The 18,426-nt window shown below is 40.7% G+C and carries 15 protein-coding genes and 1 pseudogene; 9 read left to right on the forward strand and 7 right to left on the reverse strand.

Annotated elements, in window-relative coordinates; all coding sequences use genetic code 11:
* Positions 1-31: 31 nt before the first annotated feature.
* Positions 32-1,486: a DHA2 family efflux MFS transporter permease subunit gene (locus tag AC2TF5_RS03270; RefSeq protein ID WP_491300844.1), complete on the reverse strand. Its 1,455-nt coding sequence runs from the start codon at positions 1,484-1,486 to the stop codon at positions 32-34.
* A gap of 171 nt (positions 1,487-1,657) precedes the next feature.
* Between AC2TF5_RS03270 and AC2TF5_RS03275 the strand changes: the two genes are divergently transcribed.
* Positions 1,658-2,206, forward strand: a complete 549-nt coding sequence (locus AC2TF5_RS03275; protein WP_491300845.1) for a TetR/AcrR family transcriptional regulator — start codon at positions 1,658-1,660, stop codon at positions 2,204-2,206.
* 76 nt (positions 2,207-2,282) lie between these two features.
* Here the strand turns inward: AC2TF5_RS03275 and AC2TF5_RS03280 are convergent.
* Together AC2TF5_RS03280 and AC2TF5_RS03285 are read right to left on the reverse strand one after the other, a co-directional pair.
* Positions 2,283-3,080, reverse strand: a pseudogene (locus AC2TF5_RS03280) (alpha/beta hydrolase family protein); the annotation flags it as partial.
* A 64-nt stretch (positions 3,081-3,144) separates the two neighbouring features.
* Positions 3,145-3,726 carry a TetR/AcrR family transcriptional regulator gene (locus tag AC2TF5_RS03285; protein ID WP_491300846.1) on the reverse strand — a complete coding sequence of 194 codons (582 nt, stop codon included), beginning with the start codon at positions 3,724-3,726 and terminating at the stop codon, positions 3,145-3,147.
* Positions 3,727-4,036: 310 nt separating this feature from the next.
* Between AC2TF5_RS03285 and AC2TF5_RS03290 the strand changes: the two genes are divergently transcribed.
* Both AC2TF5_RS03290 and AC2TF5_RS03295 read left to right on the forward strand, forming a co-directional pair.
* Positions 4,037-5,305 carry an MFS transporter gene (locus AC2TF5_RS03290; RefSeq protein WP_491302794.1) on the forward strand — a complete coding sequence of 423 codons (1,269 nt, stop codon included), beginning with the start codon at positions 4,037-4,039 and terminating at the stop codon, positions 5,303-5,305.
* A 76-nt stretch (positions 5,306-5,381) separates the two neighbouring features.
* Positions 5,382-6,452 (forward strand): LLM class flavin-dependent oxidoreductase, encoded by a 1,071-nt coding sequence (locus tag AC2TF5_RS03295; protein WP_491300847.1) that lies wholly within the window; start codon positions 5,382-5,384, stop codon positions 6,450-6,452.
* Positions 6,453-6,574: 122 nt separating this feature from the next.
* Here AC2TF5_RS03295 and AC2TF5_RS03300 read toward each other — a convergent pair whose 3' ends face one another.
* Positions 6,575-7,159, reverse strand: coding sequence for a LysE family transporter (locus AC2TF5_RS03300; protein ID WP_491300848.1), 585 nt, complete (start codon positions 7,157-7,159; stop codon positions 6,575-6,577).
* A gap of 114 nt (positions 7,160-7,273) precedes the next feature.
* Here AC2TF5_RS03300 and AC2TF5_RS03305 point away from each other — a divergent pair, with 114 nt between their 5' ends.
* Positions 7,274-7,828, forward strand: coding sequence for a helix-turn-helix domain-containing protein (locus AC2TF5_RS03305; protein WP_491300849.1), 555 nt, complete (start codon positions 7,274-7,276; stop codon positions 7,826-7,828).
* 139 nt (positions 7,829-7,967) lie between these two features.
* Here the strand turns inward: AC2TF5_RS03305 and AC2TF5_RS03310 are convergent, their stop codons facing one another.
* Positions 7,968-9,467: an ATP-binding cassette domain-containing protein gene (locus AC2TF5_RS03310; protein WP_491300850.1), complete on the reverse strand. Its 1,500-nt coding sequence runs from the start codon at positions 9,465-9,467 to the stop codon at positions 7,968-7,970.
* Between the two features lie 461 nt (positions 9,468-9,928).
* Here AC2TF5_RS03310 and AC2TF5_RS03315 point away from each other — a divergent pair, with 461 nt between their 5' ends.
* The gene (locus tag AC2TF5_RS03315; RefSeq protein ID WP_491300851.1) at positions 9,929-10,432 is read left to right on the forward strand and encodes a DinB family protein; all 504 of its coding nucleotides are present in this window, start codon (positions 9,929-9,931) and stop codon (positions 10,430-10,432) included.
* Between the two features lie 182 nt (positions 10,433-10,614).
* Here the strand turns inward: AC2TF5_RS03315 and AC2TF5_RS03320 are convergent, their stop codons facing one another.
* Complete coding sequence (locus AC2TF5_RS03320) at positions 10,615-12,894, reverse strand: alpha/beta hydrolase (RefSeq protein ID WP_491300852.1); 2,280 nt, start codon at positions 12,892-12,894, stop codon at positions 10,615-10,617.
* Positions 12,895-13,059: 165 nt separating this feature from the next.
* Here AC2TF5_RS03320 and AC2TF5_RS03325 point away from each other — a divergent pair, with 165 nt between their 5' ends.
* Together AC2TF5_RS03325 and AC2TF5_RS03330 are read left to right on the forward strand one after the other, a co-directional pair.
* Entirely contained in the window at positions 13,060-13,782 is a 723-nt protein-coding gene (locus tag AC2TF5_RS03325; protein WP_491300853.1) for a response regulator transcription factor, read from the forward strand.
* Positions 13,772-15,184 carry a sensor histidine kinase gene (locus AC2TF5_RS03330; RefSeq protein WP_491300854.1) on the forward strand — a complete coding sequence of 471 codons (1,413 nt, stop codon included), beginning with the start codon at positions 13,772-13,774 and terminating at the stop codon, positions 15,182-15,184. The genes AC2TF5_RS03325 and AC2TF5_RS03330 overlap by 11 nt, the downstream gene beginning before the upstream one ends.
* Here the strand turns inward: AC2TF5_RS03330 and AC2TF5_RS03335 are convergent.
* The gene (locus AC2TF5_RS03335; protein WP_491300855.1) at positions 15,177-16,517 is read right to left on the reverse strand and encodes an aminotransferase-like domain-containing protein; all 1,341 of its coding nucleotides are present in this window, start codon (positions 16,515-16,517) and stop codon (positions 15,177-15,179) included. The genes AC2TF5_RS03330 and AC2TF5_RS03335 overlap by 8 nt on opposite strands.
* A 118-nt stretch (positions 16,518-16,635) precedes the next feature.
* Here AC2TF5_RS03335 and AC2TF5_RS03340 point away from each other — a divergent pair, with 118 nt between their 5' ends.
* The gene (locus tag AC2TF5_RS03340) at positions 16,636-17,556 is read left to right on the forward strand and encodes a DMT family transporter (protein ID WP_491300856.1); all 921 of its coding nucleotides are present in this window, start codon (positions 16,636-16,638) and stop codon (positions 17,554-17,556) included.
* A gap of 184 nt (positions 17,557-17,740) precedes the next feature.
* A complete protein-coding gene (gene catA / locus AC2TF5_RS03345; RefSeq protein WP_491300857.1) occupies positions 17,741-18,400 on the forward strand; it encodes a type A chloramphenicol O-acetyltransferase in 660 nt (219 codons plus the stop codon).
* The last annotated feature ends 26 nt before the right edge of the window (positions 18,401-18,426 follow it).

Here is an 18,426-nt window from a genome sequence, read left to right on the forward strand (position 1 = left end):
TAAAATACAATAAATAATAATGTTAATTATTTTAGTTATGTGATTCACTTTCGTATTTTTGGATTGCTACTTTTTTAGGCATTAGACATGTAAAAATTAATGCCACAAAAGATAAGATTAACATAAATACATAGGCATAACTTGAGCTGAAGATAGAAGCCAATTTCGCTAGTTGCATAGCTGAAATGTTTCCATTTTCCATAGATAACTCAGAAGCATGTGAAGTTGCTTGAATTGTATACACTGTGATGATAACTGCTGTTCCAATAGCACCTGCTAATTGGCGAATAGTATTATTTACTGCTGAACCATGTGAACCCAATTCTCTTGGTAAAGTATTCAACCCTGCTGTATTTAAAGGCATCGAAATGAAACTAAATCCAATTCGTAAAATAATGGTACGAACCATCAAATACATATAAGTTGTGGATTCGGTCAAATCAATTACACCCCACATCGAAATAATGATAAATACTAAACCTGTAATAAAGAGTGGTTTCGCCCCGTATTTATCATACATTTTACCTGTGATAGGTGATAAGAAGGCATTGATTACAGCTCCAGGTAATAGAAGTAAACCTGATTCAAATGCGGTAAAACCTCGTCCATTTTGCAAGTAAATGGGTAAAAGAATTAAATCGGCATACATAATCATTGTAATGAGTACGTTAAGGATTGATGTAAGAGTAAAGATTTTATACTTAAATACGGATAAATTTAATAATGGATCGTTAGATTTTATTTGACGCAAACAGAATAGAGTTGTGACGATTATTCCGATGATAATTGTTGTAATAACAACTGGATGATCCCATCCCTTGCTTCCAGCACTACTAAACCCAAATAAAATACAACCAAAGCCAATTGTTGATAAAATGACACTTACGATATCTAATTTTGCTTTTGTTGTATCTGCAACATTTATTAAATATTTAAGTGCAAAAATCATGACGATTAATACAAATGGAGCTAATCCAATAAATAGCCATCTCCATGATACATATTCAATGATAAAGCCAGATAATGTTGGAGCGATGGCTGGCGCAAAAATCATGGCAAAGCCGATGGTTCCCATAATACTTCCACGCTTTTCAATAGGGTATAAATATAAAATAACCGTCATCATTAGTGGCATAATAATTCCTGCACCAATTGCTTGAATCATTCTTCCTGTTAACAGAATGCCAAAATTCATGGCACAAGCACATAGAACAGTACCGATAAACAAAAAGAACATCGAGGTAATAAACAGCTGCCTTGTTGAAAAACGTTTCATTAAAAACGCAGTAATCGGCACTAGAACACCGTTTACGAGCATAAAGCCTGTTGATAGCCATTGTACAGTTGCAGCCGTAACATCAAAGACCTCCATTAAACTACTCATTGCTACATTTAATAGCGTCTGATTTAATGTTGATAAAAAACAGCCAGCAATCAGGACAATTAATAAGATTTTTTTATTTCTTTCCGTTATTTCCTTCTGCATTCATAAACCCCTTCATTTTAGACTTGAATCCTCGACATTGTGTCGATAAAATCAATAGTAACAAAATATAAATTCCTTGACCATGTACAGTTTTTTTGGAAATGTTCACTACTAGACATTGAAAATATGTGATGTCGAGAAAGTCAAAGAAAATCTATAAAGGGGTTAAAAATGTCTACATCTAAAAAAGAAGATCCTCGTACAATTCGTTCAAGAGAAATGTTTAAAAATGCAGTCTTTTCTCTCTTATGTGAGGACCCCAATATTTCAAATTTAACGGTTCAGAAAGTCGCAGCTAAAGCAGAATTAAATCGGACAACATTTTACTTACATTATCAGGATATTCACGATTTACTAACGCAAATCACCAATGAGATTTTAAATGAGATCTCTGATAAAGTTATTGATTTAATACATGCAAAAGATTTATCAGAAAAACAAAAGCTAACACAATTTCTTGATTATTTATATATCCATCGGAATTATTTACTTATTTTATTTAAAATGAATCAATTTGAGGAGCAATTGTTTTTATTGTTAAAACAATTAGTAGAAACAAGAAGAAAGAATACCAAGAAAGATTTACCTGATGATTATGTTGCGGTTGATATTAAAACAGCCTCATTGGTTGGCATCATCATGTGGTGGATAAGGAAGGGGCTTCATTTTAGTTCAGATTATATTGCAAATCAAATTTATTTAATGTACAAAGTGCAATAAATCTAAGTATCGTATTTTGGAAAATTTCTAACAAAAAGGTTGCTGACGAGTGTTTGTGCTCATCAACAACCTTCTTTTAGTACTTGCTTAAGTTAATTTCAGGATGATTCTTCTGAATTTCTTCTAATTTATTTTCATTTGTCCCTTTTAAATGTTTATCAAAGAAGCCAAGCGCCATTTCATTAATCAGTTTATAAATCGCATTAACATCTGCCCCTGATTCATTAATTATCGGTGAAACGGCTGCTAAATCTGTAAAGCTACCATGATTCGTTTTTGGAATGATTGTTGTGTAAACACCAGACTTTTCAATTGTTTTATTTCTTAAATAGGATTCTACAAACAGTTCATCACGATTACCTGGTTCCTGACCATATGCTTCCTTCATAAAGTTAATTGATGCTTCAGCATTCATCAGCATGAATGGCTTTCCGGGACCATTTTTCGGCATAGGATCTCCATACAATCCGCCATCCATATCAATTGCTGCTTTAATTCGATCATCCTTCACTAACATTTGTGCAGAAGTTGCACCACCAAAAGAGTGACCTAGCATACCAATGTTGTCATAATCAATTAACTCCGCAATGGGTTTGAAATTCTTATCAAAATCTCCTCTAATGACTTCATCTAAGACAAAAGAAGCATCCTGCTCCCAAAGCTTGATACGATTGTTCAAGAATGTAATCGTATTTTCAATCGGTGTAAAATCAACACGGTCTCCATCTGGAAAAACCGTTGTTGCCGCATCCCCTGTAAAGTTAAGAGCTACTACAACATAACCCTGACTCGCTAATTCCTCTAGTTGGAAGGTGTTCTGACGACTATATAAACTCATCCCATGCGCAAATAAAAGAAGTGGAAAAGCTCCTTTGTTAGAGGACTACCGAAATAATCCGCTGCTGAAGGAGCTTCCGCCGATATGAAACTATTCCGAATTACTTAAGTAATGTAAGTGTCGCTTTTATCGCATTATCAACAAATGATCGCTGTGGACGAGACTTCATCATTACGGTCAGTCCAATTAATGCTACGATTAACGCCTGTGATAAAGCCTTGGCGTCTGTATTGGCCTCGAGCTCACCTGATTGTATACCACGTTCAATGGTTTCTTGAAATACAACAGATAGGTACATTTGATGTTCCCTGGTCAAAATTTCAAATTTCTCATCATGAGGCGCAAGTTCGACCATTGTATTAATGCAAAAGCAGCCCCGACTACGATCTTCTGAATATTCCTCATCAACTACACCTTCAAAAAAAGTGGAAAATGCTTCTTTTACCGATGAATGGTTTTGAAGTCTAGTTCGCATATCGGAAGCACGGGACATCGTGTATTTGCGGAGCGCGGCTTCGAACAATTCTTTTTTGTCTCCAAAGGCAGAATATATACTTGGACGTTGAATGCCCATTCTGGAAGTTAAATCACTTAATGAAGTAGCCTCATATCCTTTCTCCCAAAATAGTTGCATAGCTGCATCTAATACTTTTTCTTCGTCAAATTCACGGGTTCTTGCCATTATGAATACCTCTCGTTATTCTTGATTTTTTTCATTACTCAATGATTCCGATTTTAGGTAACTGTCAACTGTCTCTATTTACGTACCGAACAGTATATTATGATTTTATATTTGGCCATTTACTTTGTCAAATGTAGGTTAGTTTATCCTGAAGAGAGAAGACGTATAATCAATTGAAATAAAGAAAAATCAAATATTATTGTTGACAGTAAGAGTAACCGTGAGATATATTTACTGGGAATTATAACATACCGATCGGTACAGTATAATGCTCAGCATCTAAAATGAATGGAGGTAAGGTGTGCGCAAAATGGAGGAGGTTATAGAAAAAGTAGCAGTCAATACCAATATAAAGGCGGATTCGCCACAGGCGCAGCTGAATAGGTCTGATTCAGATCATCGTGCTTCCATGTCTCGCTATGTAACACTATTATTTGCGGCAGCCTGCGGGATGTCAGTTGCTAATATCTATTTCGCACAGCCGCTGCTCGATCAGCTGTCGAGTGAGTTTGGTATTGGCCATTCCATCATTGGCATTGTTATTACCATCACTCAGATCTTTTATGGATTGGGATTACTGCTGCTGGTACCGCTTGGAGATTTGCTGAACCAGCGCCGCTTGATTATCGGCCAGATGTTATTATCCATAATAGCTTTGGTTATAGTTGGAACTGCCTCTACCGGCACGGTACTATTCGCAGGCATGGCTTTGGTGGGATTGCTTGCGGTTGTGACTCAGACTCTTGTGGCGTTCGCAGCAACGATGGCTGCCCCTGCCGAACGAGGACGTGTCGTTGGCATTGTAACAAGCGGGATTGTCATCGGCATACTTCTTGCGCGGTCCATTGCAGGAATATTAACGGATCTTGCGGGTTGGCGTTCCGTATATCTAGTCTCTGCTGCGCTGATGCTTTTTATGGTTTATATGTTTTTTAGGGTGTTGCCCAATGCTCAGCGCGAGGTAAAGTCACTGTCCTATCCTCAGTTACTTAGATCGGTGCTTATGCTGTTTATACAAGAACGGATGTTACGTATCCGTTCTGTTCTGGCCCTGTTGATTTTTGCTGATTTCAGTATTTTGTGGACTTCACTCGTACTGCCCCTTAGCGCGCCGCCATTATCTCTTTCTCACAGTGCAATTGGAGCATTTGGTCTTGCAGGAGTAGCAGGAGCGTTAGCTGCAGCACGAGCGGGGAAGCTAGCTGATCGAGGTTACGGACAGAGAACGACGGGCATTGCTTTGATCCTATTGTTGATTTCATGGTTGTTCATCAGCTATACAGAACAGTCGCTGTTCGCATTGGTCATTGGTATTGTTCTTCTTGACTTGGCGGTGCAGGCCGTACATGTCACGAATCAAACTATGATCCTTCCATTGCGTACGGAGGCACGTAGTCGGCTTACTGCCGGATACATGATTTTCTATTCCATCGGCAGTGCTAGCGGTTCAATTGCTTCGACCCATATATATGCACATTATGGCTGGGACGGAGTATCTTTGCTCGGGGCTTCTGTTAGTGTTTTAGCTCTTCTATTTTGGGCAATGACCAGGCGCGCTACGGCCTCCGCATTAAAGTGAAGATATATAACATCGAAAGTTGTTGCTTTCAAAGCTGATTTAAAGAGGGGAATTTTGAAAAAAGGAGAGATTGACCGTGGAGATAGGTATTACGTCGTTTGTAGAAACAAAGCCGGATGTTCAGACTGGTGAAGTAATAAGCCACGCACAGCGATTGCGTGAAGTGGTAGAGGAAATTGTGCTTGCCGATCAGGTGGGACTTGATGTGTTTGGCGTAGGTGAGCATCATCGGGAGGATTATGCGGCATCTTCACCAGCTATTGTACTGGCTGCGGCTGCAGCGCAGACGAAACGGATACGGCTGACCAGCGCTGTGACGGTGCTTTCATCCCTTGATCCGGTGCGCGTGTTTCAGGATTTTGCTACGCTCGACGGCATTTCAAATGGACGCGCGGAGATTATGGCGGGCCGAGGGTCTTTTATTGAGTCTTTTCCCTTGTTTGGATATGACTTGAATGACTATGATGAGCTGTTTGAAGAACATTTGGAATTGCTCCTTAAAATACGGGAGTCCGAAAAAGTAACCTGGAAAGGCGGACATCGGCCAGCGATTAACCATTTGGGCGTATATCCACGGCCCGTTCAGAATCCTTTACCGATATGGGTTGGCAGCGGAGGTAGACAGGAGTCTGCTGTCCGTGCTGGTCTGCTAGGACTACCACTGATGCTGGCGATCATTGGTGGAAATCCGCTGCAGTTTGAACCGCTCGTGCAGCTGTATAAGAAAGCGGCAGCGCACGCTGGTCATGATGAATCGCGGCTTAAGGTTGGATCGCACTCGATAGGATTTGTTGGAGAGAATACGGAACGAGCTGCCGATACATTTTTTCCTTCTACCATGGCAGGTATGAATAGATTGGGCAAGGAGCGGGGCTGGACACATTATGATCGTTCTAGCTATGATGCCGCGCGCAGCTTTGAAGGTGCACTGTATGTCGGCGATCCCGAGACGGTTGCCCAGAAGATCATTCACCTTCGCAAAAATGTAGGTGTTACACGCTTTATGCTGTATGTACCGTTAAGTACGATGCCGCATGACCAAGTGATGAGAGCTATTGAGCTGTTAGGAACAGAGGTAGCACCCCGAGTTCGGGAGGAAGTAGCCAAGTGGGAAGCTGAGACGGAACAAGTATCATCAATGATTTGAAATTCATAGAACCATGATCAAATTGAGGTCACATTCAACTATGGTACATAGGATTTCACGTAGAAGTCGATAATACCTCCTTTGCAGGATCTGACTTATCAGATACATGTGAAGGGGGTTTTTCATTGGAATAGAATTGAAAAAGCGCTATATACCAATAAAACTGCCATAATAATATTAAACGGTTGTTTGTATTTTAATAAGAACTTTTGAAAAATCGAACCAAATAGACTCCAACTAAATGTACTCATTACACCAACCATTCCTAAAAATAATGAGAAGAGAAGGTAGCTGGAATATGAATTGTAATAGGGGAGAATGTAGGTTGCTACTACTGTAATCCCAAAGAGAATACCTTTCGGATTAACAAATTGTAACAAGATTCCTATTAAGAAAAAGTTTCTACTATTTTCATCATGTCCGCCGCCAATATCTTTACTGGTAAGTATTTTATAAGCCAAATATAACATATAGCCTACACCAAAAAGGGTCAAAGGAAATTCTATTATTGGCATAACACTTGTAAGCATGATATTAAAAAAACTACACAATAATGTGATAACAGAAAATCCGACACCTACGCCTAAACTAAATATAATGGTTTTTTTTAATCCATGTTTATTCGCAAACGCCATGGCCATGATATTGTTGGGACCTGGGGTAAAACTGGTAATAAAAACAAATAACAAAAATGAAAATAGGGGCATTTTCGGATCTCCTTTTTACCGTGTATGTTATAATGTCCGAAATAGACAATATAACGTCGTGCTTTTTATTATACATAATGGTCGTTATATTGTACATATTATGGGAGTGAGTTTATGGAGGAAATTCATCTTATTCTTGCAAGAAATTTAAAAGCTTTCAGAGAGAAGGAAAAATTAAGTTTGGAAAAGGTCTCTCAACTAAGTGGAGTAAGCAAAACGATGATCGGGCAAATTGAAAGAGGAGAGTCAAGTCCAAGTCTCACAACAATTTGGAAAATAGCTAATGGATTAAAGATTTCCTTTACTTCTCTAATAAATAATCCGCAGCCGGATACTAAAGTTGTTCTAAGAAATGAAATTCAAGTATTGTCTGAAGACAATGGAAGGTATAGAGTATACCCCAACTTTCCATTCCAAGAGGATAGACGCTTTGAGGTGTACTCTGTTGAAATTGAAAAAGAAGGGCTATTAAGTTCTGATTCCCATAGAGAGGGAACGGAGGAGTTCATCACTGTTTTTGATGGAGAATTAACTATTCGTGTCAATCAATGTGAATATAAATTAAAAAGTGGTGATTCAATCAGATTTAGAGCTGATAGACCTCACACATATTATAATTCTGGTGAAATATTAACCCGATTAAGTATGACGATATATTATCCAAGCTAACAAATGGTTTATCGCTGAATAATAAAGTTGTTTGAAAATTACACAAAAACATCCGTTTGCTTATTTGATTATTAGCGAACGGATGTTTTTTTAGGATGAATTTTAATAGATAATACTTTTGGGGAGATGGAATATGATCCTATTTTATTTTTGTTAAACCTTCAGAAGTTAGTTCATAAATAGTCGTAGCTACTTCATTTAAATACCGGCGATCATGTGAAATACTAATAATAACACCCTCAAAAGCCGTTAATGCACTACATAGAACGGGCGTCGTTAATGGACTGAAATTCCTTGTTGGTTCATCTAAAATAAGTACCTCACACTGATCTAATATCATTTTTAATATAAGCAATTTCGCTTTTTGCCCTCCGCTTAGGTTTTCCATTGAATGATGCATTTCATCAGATGTAAATTTCATACTACCTAAATGCGTGAAAGCTTTCGTGATCGCTTCCTTTTCCCCTGTTGTTTCTAAAAATTCAATCGGCGTTTTTGATAAATCTAATAAGTCTTCATAGTTTTGTGGCATGTAGCCTATCTTTAATGAAGAATGTTGGATTAACGCATCTTTCACTTTTTTTAACAACGTCGTTTTCCCAACACCATTTTCTCCAATGATCGCTATTTTTTCTGGTCCGGTAATGGATAAATGGATGTTTTGCGATAATTTTTTGTCTGCTATTTGTAGTGTTTCCAGTGAAAAGTCGAGTATGTTTTTACTGTTATGCACATGAATCGTTGAGTCGAATCGAAATTCGCTTGCTTCTTCCACACTCGGCACATCTTGGAATGCTTCAGTTGCCTTTTCAATGCGTTTCTTTTGATTTTTTAATGACTTTACTTTCTTTTGCAATCTTGGATCTGACTGAGACACGTTCTGATGTTGATGTTCTGCCTTTTGCCATACGTCATTCCATTTATTCATTTGTTTTTTATGATCAGAAGCTTGTTTTTTCGCTACCTGTTCTTGTTTATTCAAATGGTTCGCTCGATTGGAGAGATATGTTTCATATGGCTCTCTCGAAATCGTATACCTTGGTACTTGTTTGCGTTGTGTTTGTTCCATATGAATAATGCCGTTTGCTGTATGACTAATAAATGTTTCATCATGCGATACCAATAAGATCGGTTTAGCCGTCTGCTGAATAAATGCTTCTAACCATTCCATCGTTTGAATATCCAAATCATTCGTTGGTTCATCTAACAGAAGGACATCGGGGTCTAAGGCTAACAGCTGTAAAAAGCGGTATTTAAACCGTTCACCACCTGAAAGAACGCCTATCTTTTGTTCTGAAACCAATGATTCGATACCAAAGTCATTCATCGCTTTTAATAGATCCTTATTCCAATTATTCTCTATAAAATAGTCGGTAATGGTCATTTGCTTTTCTTCATCTGTTAGTTCCTGTGAAAGGAATCCCAATGAATAATCATTTCTAATAATTTTTCCTTCGTAGGTGCAGTAATCTGCGATTAATTGCTCATCGTAAATTAATTTTAATAATGTACTTTTTCCATTTCCTTCTTCACCGATGAATGCTAATTTATCTCCACTTTGAATACTTAAATTAAAGTCTTGTATTAGTGTCCGACTGTCTTTTGTTGTGTGGATTGTTATGTTTTTGATTTCAATCATTTTGCTACCTCATTCCGTTTCAAATTGTTTTAGAGGTTTTATTATTATTTGTTCATATACATCACCCCAAATTTTTTTCAACAAAAAAAGATGCTTCTGTTCATAAACAGAAGCATCTCGTTCGAAATCTATTTCAAAAATAGAAATAAAACATACTATATGGGGAATAAAACACCATATATAGATTTGTTAAATATGATTGTAGGTGAAATCAGCTTCTTGTTTATTTATTAAGTTATTTGCTTTTTTAATAAATAAACAATTGCTCAAATGATTCACCCTCCGTTCAAAAAATATTAACTTCAATCTAGCACTTTACTATTTTTCTGTCAATTCGGGATTACACAAGCCGAGCAGGTGAAGGAATGAAGGAGGCATCTAACGAAGTTATTCACATAATAAAAATTGTAATTGCACTGATTTATTAGTCATTTTTTTGGTGCGAGAGAGGAGCGGGATATATGGGTAAAGAGCTGATGGTCGGGGACGTTATGCAGGAGTTTGCCGGTACGCGTCGCATATTGGAGAGCATTCCTGAGGAGCACTTGACGTGGGAGCCGCATGAGAGATCGCTGAGCCTCGGTGAGTTAGCTACACATATCATCAACTTGTTCATCTGGCAGGAGGCAATCCTTCGTTATCCGGAGTTCGATTTAGCTGAGGCGCCGCCAAGTCGAGCAGCACTGGAGAGCCGCAAAGTGATTCTGGAGGAATTTGATACGAGAACTGGTGAAATCAGCAAGCTACTATCCGAATGCAATGAGGAGTATCTGGGTGAGGAGTGGATACTGCGACGCGGAGAGATGATTATCCAGCGTCAGCCGCGGGGGCTTGCGCTTCGCACCTTCGGAATAAGCCACATGATCCATCACCGTGCACAGCTGGGGGTATATCTGCGGCTTCTTGATATACCGGTGCCGGGCCTCTACGGCCCATCAGCCGATGATAAACAACAGGCCCAATAAAATCATACAAAAGCCGAGCAAATCAGGATTATTTACTGATATTGCTCGGCTTTTTGTTTAGATAAAATAGTTTCTTTACAGTGGTAACAATTTTTCAGTGGCAACCATACAGAAGAACTTAACGCCATCTTCCAAAGCTTTTTCATCCACTTTAAATTTAGGATGGTTGATGTCGTTCCGATTTATGGGCGGCTCACGGCTTCATCGTTGCGAATGCCAATGTCTCGGACCAGTATCGTTCCTTTCTCTGTCTTATCGAACACGAAGCTGATTTTTCTCATCTGCTCCGGCAGAAAATTCGGGTTGACCTTTTTCAGATCGTCCAGCCTGAAGGCGAAGTTTTGAAATATCGGCTCCTTCGTCGGCAAGGATGAGGTAAACGGCCATTTGACAATGTTTCCTTCGAACATCGGCAGCAAGTTAGCTTCGCTGCTTAGCGGTAAAGCGGCTGTATTGCCGTTCTTGTCCTCGGCTTTTACAGTTAAGTCGACGAGGGCATCCGTGCCGGAAGCTTCTTTCTCGTCATTCGCATCGGCCATAGCAAAAACAATCGAGCTATGATTGGTCACATCGACCCCGCCATCTGGCAAAATAATTGTGTAGCCAGGAATGCCGGAAGCTGTCGCACGATCCCATCCGAGGCGAACTGCGCTGTACTGCTCAGCCGCGAATTTCATCTTAACTTTTTCTTCCTTCCACTCCTTTAATCCTTCCCCGATCAGCCGCCCTCCAGCCAAGGTTGTCGTGCCAAGATCGATGTCTTCATCGAAGCTGCTGATGACTTTCGTATGCGAATCCATATAATTGCCGATGTACATGGTGTCCGGCAGCCACTCCCGGGCGTAGCCAAGGTCCTGGAAAACGGTACGGTATTCGTTACTCCCATTCAGCGTCGTATCGAGGAAGGATGAGATTAACACTTTCGTCGCTTGCAGCTGTTCTTCTTGAGGGATGAGTTGTGCCGTGTTATACAGTTTGTTGCCTAGTCCAGTACCGTCGGTTCTCCCCCAAACGGTATTGAATTGCCCATGGTTCGCTCCGTACATATACACCGACGCTTTAAAATAATCACTGTCGTCTGTAAAGCCGATCCGGCTGTATTGGCTCGCTCCGTCGAACGAGCTGACGTCCATGTCATGTGCTCCCTGTAGGGCCAAATAGTTTAAATCCTCCAACACCGTCGGCTGTCCCGCAGGCTTGTATTGCCCATCGGTACCTGCAATCGAAATGACGGAACGGATGCCGAAATTATAGTCGAACTTGATGTTGCCGTTCTCTGGGGAAGCCGGCAGTTTGTTGTATGCCGCAGCCACCGTTACCGCTTCGCCGCCGCGGGAGTGACCGATCAGCGCGATCCTGCTCATGTCCGCTTTGCCGTAAAATGGGTTGCCTTTCGTTGTGTTCCATTCGTTCCATACCTTCAGATGCTCCAGCATTAGCCATCCCCGGGCCGGATTTTCCTTCTCCAACACGTTCAGCATAAATAAGTCGTCATACGGGGAGGAATTGAGGAAGTTTTCGTCGATCGATACGAATATATACCCGCGGCTCGCCAGCAGCTTGCCCAAATACTCGTAACCAGGATCCGAATAGTCGGTCGCGAGATGATTGCCGTGAACGGCAACGACAAGCGGGAATGGCCCTTCGCCATCGGGATACCAGACTAACCCATTTAGCGGCATCGCGTCCGGTCCAAAGCCAAACGTGCTTGTACGAATCGACGACCATTTTTTTACAAAATGCGATCCGTCCACTTGCTTCGTTACAAGCGATCCTTCCGCATTAAACTCCTTTCGATAGCTATTCGTGCTTCCATATGTCAATGTTTTGATTTTAAGCGATCCTTGTTCTGCTGGATTCGCCATCGTTGTCGGGTAACGGTCTGCCGGTTTCATTGCTTGCAGCCGGTACGGCTTTGCCAAATCTGTATTGCTGTTGTCTAGCAGCCAATACCCGCCGATGCAGATGTAGCCGAACGTCACAGCTGCGACAACTCCAGTCATCACTTTCGAGATCGTCTTCGCCTCACGATATGCTCCGGTTATCCATCGGAATAGGAGTGAACCAAATAAGGAAAAAGCGATAATGACCGATAAAGTCACCAGAAACATTAGCTGCATCGGGCCAATGAAGCTGATGAACAGCAGACAAAACGAGGCAAGCGCCAGCCAAACGTAACGCGAAGGCATCTTTTTCGCCCAGTGAAGCAGCCCGGCAATAACGCCGGTTATGAGTACGATCGCCAAGAGGAATAGTATGGTTCCGGTCAAATAATCGAAGGCGCCCCGCGTCCCGAGAAGATGATATCCTTGCACGAAATAAATACATAAAGTGACGAAAGCCAGCGCGATGGAAGCTCCTTTCCAACCCGGGGTAAGGGGTGTTATACGCTTAATCAGATTCGTGAACCACGCAAATCTTTTTTTGATCGGTTTATTCGGAGTCAATTCTGTTTTTGCCATGTAACGACCTCTTTCTTTCATGAATTCGTGTTGCTCAAAACATTACACATTGCCCATTATAGGGATGTTTTCTTTCCACTGACTTTCACTTCTCTTAAATTAAACTTACATTGCAGGAGATTGTCAACATGACTCGAACAATACGTATAACAGGGAGGGAGAACGATGCGTAAGACAATTTTGATAGTCGATGACGAACCGGATATTGTAGATTTGCTTAAGCTGTTTCTGGAAAAAGAGTTCGACGTGCTCGAAGCGAACGACGGTCACGCGGCGGTAGAGCTGTTCTCTCGGACTTCGATCGATTTGGCGGTTATCGACATCATGATGCCTCATCTCGACGGCTTCCAGCTGCTTCAATGGATTCGCAAGCATTCGAAGCTACCGGTCATTGTCGTGTCGGCGAAAAATCAGGAAACCGACAAAATCACCGGGCTCGGCCTAGGGGCGGACGATTTCATAACAAAGCCTTTCAGTCCGTTAGAAGTGGTGGCGCGCATTCAGGCGCAACTGCGGAGAACGTACGAATTCAACGATCCAGCTCTAACACAGGCGGAGGCGGAGATGGCCGAAACACAGCTTGGCGATCTGACGCTCGATCACGAAGCATGCATGTTGTATAAACGAGGCGAGCCGATTGCGCTCACTGCCATTGAATATAAGTTGTTGAAGCTGTTCATGAGCAAGCCGGGGCGTATCTATACGAAAAAGCAAATTTTCGAAAACGTATGGTCGGACCCGTATTTTGCCGACGACAACACGATTATGGTACAAATCAGCCGATTGCGGGACAAAATCGAGGATTCGCCGCGCGTACCAGTTTATCTAAAAACGGTTCGGGGGCTTGGATACCGGTTTGCCAAGAAGGAGGAACTGCATGCGCCGTAAATCCAAATTGTTCGGCATGCTCCTCCGCAACTACATTTTCTTTTCGCTGACGGTTGGCGTAAGTGTGTTATTACTGCTGCTCTTTTTTGTCATGCGAACGAACCAGATGCTGCCCGTTCAGGATTTGTCCCGACTACAAGCAAGCGAGATCATCCGGCCGAATACGGCTGACATGCCAACGGAGACGATTGAATCGTTCCATGGCTGGGTGGAAATTCTCGATGAACGTCTGCGGGTATTTGAAGTAAAGGGCAGTAAGCTGGACAAGCCGACTTCGTATACGGAAAAAGAGCTGAACGCATTATTTTACAATATGAAGGAAAATCCTTATTATACTTCCATCGCCCCGTTCCACACGGATGAGGGGCAGCTTAGGTATGCCCTCATTAAGCTGCCGAAAAAAAATATTAAATTAGAGATTTCCCTCGACGAGGAGATGGAGGACAACCAGAAATTTTTCTGGAGAGCCTTGATGGAGACGGGACTAATGTTCATCGTACTGTTTGGAATCAATGTGTATGTGTACAGCCGTCTGACCGCGGTTAAGCTAACGAATCCGTTAAGCGCGATTGCGACAGGTATCCGCAACGTGGCGGGCGGACGATACTACGAAAGACTTCATTTCGAGGCGAATTACGAACTTGCGCAAATCCAGGAGAGCTTTAATGCAATGGCGGAAAAACTGGACAAGGCGGAAGCGGATAAAAAGCTGCTGGAGGAAAGCAAGCAGCGGATGCTCGTTCATATTTCGCATGATCTGAAAACGCCGATCACGACGATTCAGGGCTATGCCAAAGCACTGCAGCTTGGCATGATTGAAGACGAAGAGAAGAAGCAGCGGACCGTAAAGCTTATTCATGATAAGGCAGAGCTTGTCGCCGAGTTGATCGACGACGTGTTTGAACTGTCCAAGCTAGAAAGCCCAGACTATCCGATCGTCAAAGAAGCTTGTGACCTTGCTGAATTCGTCCGCGAGATGGCGGTTGATTATTATGACTTGTTCGAGGAGAAGCATTTTGTGTTTGAATGCGATATTCCTTCACAGGAAGTGATCGTTCCGTTTAATAGGAAGCTGCTGTATCGCGCCGTCTCCAACCTCTTGGCGAATGCGCTGAAATACAATCCGCCGGGGACGCTTGTGCGGCTGACGCTCACTGAGCGAGACACGGAGGTGCGAATCGAAGTGGCCGATAATGGCGTCGGTATTCCCGACCATCTGTGGGATCGGGTATTTGACGCGTTCGTCCGTGGCGATGCGGCGAGAAAAAGCGACGGCGGGACGGGCCTTGGTCTGACGATCGCGAGGCATATCGTGGAAAAACACGGAGGCTGGCTCATATTGGACACGGACGAAGGCACGACGCGGTTTGAATTGACGTTGCCAAAGAAAATCTCTACATAAAATAGTTTTTAAAGCTGTTCAAGGCATTGGCAATTTCTTTAATACCGGTCTCAATTTTATGCTCATCGATATTCGTAACATTTAACTTTAATATTCTTTCACGATAAAATCCGTCCAAATAATTTCGATCAATGGTATCTAGTAAAATATGCTGTTGTGATAAATGACGACGAAGCGAGTTCATGTTGACTTGTTTTGGCAGAACAATATGACTGTGCATACAAATTTCTGATGGTGTTTCATACATTGGTAAATGTGTCCTAAGGGATTGTTGAAGGATTTTGGCACGAACCGTATATGCCTCGCGTACTTGTGTTTGATAGTGTTCGAACATGCCGCTTTTCAAATAAAGCTCTAGGGCTGCTTGTGAGATCATCGAGCTATCAATATCGGTCGTATTTTTATACTGTTGGAAAGTGTTTTTTAACGCCTCAGGCAATATTGCGAATCCAATGCGTAAGCCAGGAAACATAATTTTAGAAAAACTTTTCAAGTAAATAACGCGTTCGTTTATATCATTCGTAAATAGCGGGTCCAGTTTTTTATTCTGTTCAAAATCCGCTAAATAATCATCTTCTACGATGTACACATCATATTTATGGGCTAGTTGGAGAATGGATTCCTTCTCCTTTTTACTATAAGTAGTGCCTAAGGGGTTATGGAATCGTGGCATCGAGTAAAAAAACTTAATGCCGCCTTGCCGAAAAATCTGTTCTAATTCATCTAAATCAATCCCTTGCGTTGTACGCTGAATGCCAACAGCCTGTAGTCCATACGTTTTTATAAAATCCATATATAAGTGATAGCTGGGTTGTTCCACAAGAATGGCTGAACGATGATTTGGAAACGGCATGATGCTCAATAAGGATAGTGCTTGCTGCACGCCTGAAGTAATGAAAATATGATCTGTATGTGTAAATACCTGATATGTTTCTAACAATTTTTTGGCTTCTGTAATTAATGAAGGTAAACCGTTTAGTGTACCATATCGAAATAAGTCTTCTTGATACGTATCGATTGCTTTATTGATGCAATGTTGGAAATCTTTATAAGGAAAATGGTGCCATGTTGGTGATGATGTCGCAAAGTCTATGACATCCGTAGTGGATGGTTCATGTGGCATTTGATGGTCTACGACATAATATCCGCTCTTAGGAATGGCATATATGAGGTGTTGGTCTTCAAGTTTCTTTAAAGCGGCTAGTATTGTACTTTTACTACAAGAAAACTGTTGTGATAAATTTCGAATCGAGGGCAGTTTTGCGCCAGAATGTAGGCTGCCCGTTTGAATTTGATGACGTAGTTCGTCGTATATTAGTTCATACTTAAGCATATTATAGCTCCTTACACATCTGTACTGGTACAGATGTGTATTTTTTATATCGTGCAGAATGTTATTTTTGATTACGATAGTTTTATCGGCCGGATAGAAAATACAGGGAGTGGATCATATGTCAGAAAATAATAAAGCGTATATCGCTGCAATTGTATATGCATTCATTATTGGGCTTTCATTTATGTTTGTCAAAGTGACTCTAACCGTTGCGACCCCAATGGACACACTTGCGCATCGATTTACGATTGCATTGATCGGTGCCACCATTTTTATAGGAATCAGCAAAAACAAATTAGGGATAGATTGGAGAGTTTTACTCCGGATTTTTCCTTTAGCGTTGTTATATCCTATTGCTTTTTTTTCCTTACAAGTGTTTGGATTAGTTCGTACATCTTCTTCAGAAGCTGGGATTATTCAAGCTACGGTTCCTATTTTTACGTTAGTGTTTGCAAGGGTCGTATTAAAGGAGAAAGCAACACGCGGACAGTTAGTCTTCATTAGTTTATCGGTTATGGGTGTGATCTATTTGCTCTTTATGAATGGAGTAGGAGCTCAGATAACGAATTTGATCGGCAGTGGATTAATTCTACTATCGGCTGTAGCTGCTGCGCTATATAACGTTTTTGCAAGAAAGTTAACGCAGCAATATTCATTAATGACATTAACCTATAGCATGACATTATTCGGATTTTTGGTGTTTAACACCATGGCGATTGGCAATCATGTGATGAACGGTACAACAAAACAATTTTTCCAACCCTTTATGCATATCGATTTTGTCTTAGCCATATTATTCTTAGGTATTTTATCATCACTCGTAACTTCGTATCTTTCGAATTATGTTTTATCAAAAATAGAGGCGACTAAAATGAGTGTATTCAGTAATTTTGCTACGCTCATTACGATCTTAGCTGGGGTCATTTTCTTGAAGGAAGAATTCCACTTATACCATCTAGCTGGTGCCGTTGTCATTATTATAGGGGTCGTTGGTACGAATTACTTTGGCAGAGGAAGTAAACACCGTGAAAAAGTATAGTCTCCGTTACAAATCGATATAAATTATTAATGGTATCAAGCCTTATAGGTTAGTTGAACAAGGGTTGAATAAGTGTTACATTGAAAAAAATGAATGAATGCACTGGGGTGAGAGAGAGTGTTGGTGAAATCAGAGGAAATAACCTCCTAAAATGAGAAACGATAAATTTTAGGAGGTTATACTTATGAATTTTAATTTAATTGATATGGAAAGTTGGAACAGAAAACCTTACTTTGAACATTATTTAAATCAAGTTAGGTGTACTTTTAGCATCACCACCAATATTGATATCACATCGTTATTAGTGACGCTTCGTGCACAACATATCAAATTATATCCAACTTTTATTTATATGATTACAAAGGTAGTCAATGCTCATGTGGAATTTAGAACATGCTTTAATGAGGAAAATGAATTAGGATATTGGGATCGTATGATACCGGATTTTACGATATTTCATAATGATGATAAATCATTTTCGAGCATTTGGACTGAGTTTTCTGATGATTTTCAGATCTTTTATAATAACTATGAGAAAGATTTGAAACAATATGGTGATGTGAAAGGGATCGTAGCAAAAAATAATGTCCCTATGAATTCATTCCCGATTTCCAGTATTCCTTGGGTTAATTTCACAGGCTTTAATATTAACGTCTTTAACGATGGTAAATATCTGTTGCCCATCGTGACTGGCGGTAAATATTTCTGCCAAGACGGCCGAACATTATTACCTGTTTCATTACAAGTACATCATGCAGTGTGTGATGGATATCATGCAAGTCAATTCATGAATGAACTACAACAATTAGCGAACAACTACGATGAATGGCTACAGCTATCATGAGCAGAACGTATAGCTGATGTTGAGGA

The organism is Paenibacillus sp. JNUCC 34 (genome assembly GCF_058269055.1).